At 49.0% G+C, this 1,670-nt stretch carries 1 protein-coding gene and 2 tRNA genes; all 3 read right to left on the reverse strand.

Annotation, left to right across the window (positions count from 1 at the left end):
- Positions 1-116: 116 nt before the first annotated feature.
- The 3 genes from K2Q26_03975 to K2Q26_03985 all read right to left on the reverse strand — a co-directional run bounded on the left by K2Q26_03975 (position 117) and on the right by K2Q26_03985 (position 1,670).
- Positions 117-192, reverse strand: a tRNA-Glu gene (locus tag K2Q26_03975).
- Between the two features lie 24 nt (positions 193-216).
- Positions 217-292, reverse strand: a tRNA-Lys gene (locus K2Q26_03980).
- 97 nt (positions 293-389) lie between these two features.
- A complete protein-coding gene (locus K2Q26_03985) occupies positions 390-1,670 on the reverse strand; it encodes an adenylosuccinate synthase (protein ID MBY0314651.1) in 1,281 nt (426 codons plus the stop codon).

Here is a 1,670-nt window from a genome sequence, read left to right on the forward strand (position 1 = left end):
TCAAAAATATTTCTTACGCCTCGTGAAGGCGCCCCCGAAGCCCTTTCCTCAATATAGAAAGAGTCATACCTTCCACCCCAAGTGGACCTAGAACGAGTCTTTTTGATTTTTTTAATTGGCGTCCCCTACGGGATTCGAACCCGTGTCTACTCCGTGAAAGGGAGTTGTCCTAGGCCTCTAGACGAAGGGGACGTTATGATTGAGAAAGAAAAAAAATGGTGATCCGCCATGGATTTGAACCATGGACCCTCTCCTTAAAAGGGAGATGCTCTACCAGCTGAGCTAGCGGATCACGGAGATGGTTTTGTCTTATTTTATCAGTTTAATGTCAACTTTATTTGGGGCGCTTTTTTAGGAATATCGCGCCCCTACATACTTTTATTAAGTGCTTAAAAAACAGAGGCCAAACCGATCGTCGCGGACCTGTCGGCCCCTACGGAGACCACATCGATCGGGACTCCGGCCTGAGATTCAATATAATCCACGTAGGCGCGGGCTTCGGCCGGCATTTCGGCGCGGGTTTTGAATTTGCTGAGGTCGGTCTTCCAACCCTTGAATTCTTTATATATCGGCTTCATTTTTGAGGGCTCGCTCGACATCAAGAAGTCCGTCGTTTTTCCGACACTGGCGCCCTCATAACCCGTGCACACTTGGATCGTGTCGAAATCATTAAGGACATCCAGCTTGGTGAGTACGATGCTGGAAATCCCGTTGACGCCGATCGAATATTTGAGCGCGACCATATCTAACCATCCACAACGACGGGGGCGGCCGGTCGTGGCGCCGAATTCGGCACCGATTTTACGAAGTTTTTCTCCTGTGGCATCGTTCAGTTCCGTGGGAAAGGGGCCCGTGCCCACGCGAGTGCAGTAGGCTTTGGCCACACCAATCACTTTATTGATCTGCTGAGGCCCGATGCCTGTCCCTAAGCAGGCCGAAGCGCTGATGGTCGACGAGCTTGTAACGTAAGGATAGCTGCCGTGGAAAATATCCAGGAGGGCACCCTGAGCGCCTTCAAACAAAATCTTTTTCCCGTCCTTGAGCCACGCTGTCATCGTTTCGCCCAAGTTGTGGGTCACAAACGGTGCGAAGTAGTCCTTAAGCTTTACGATATCATCGTGGACTTTTTGCGCGTCAATTTTTGGAATTTTATAGAGATGTTCAAAAAGACAATTTTTTTCTAAAAGGAGCAACTCGATCTTCTCTTTAAGATTCGGTAAAAATAAATCACGGAAAAGAAGAGCCCGACGAGAGGCGCGATCCTCGTAAGCCGGGCCGATGCCGCGTTTGGTAGTCCCGATGTGATTGACCACTTCGCGAGCGGCATCGAGTTCTTTGTGAAAGGGGAGAACGAGAGTGGCGTTGCCAGAAATTTGCAGGTTTTCTGGCGTAAGAGAAATTCCACTTTTAAGAACATAGTCCATTTCTTCTTTGAGGCCAAAGAGATCTAGGGCCACACCGTTACCGATAAAGCATTTTGTTTGAGGATGAAGAATTCCGGAGGGAATCAGATGCAGAACGGTTTTTTTACCATTCACAATCAGTGTGTGACCGGCATTAGCTCCACCTTGAAATCGCACGACTCCGTGAGCGTCTTTTGCGAAATAATCGACAAATTTCCCTTTACCCTCGTCGCCCCATTGAGCGCCAACGACCACTACTGCTGGCAT

Source organism: Bdellovibrionales bacterium (assembly GCA_019750295.1).
GTDB lineage: Bacteria > Bdellovibrionota > Bdellovibrionia > Bdellovibrionales > JAGQZY01 > JAIEOS01.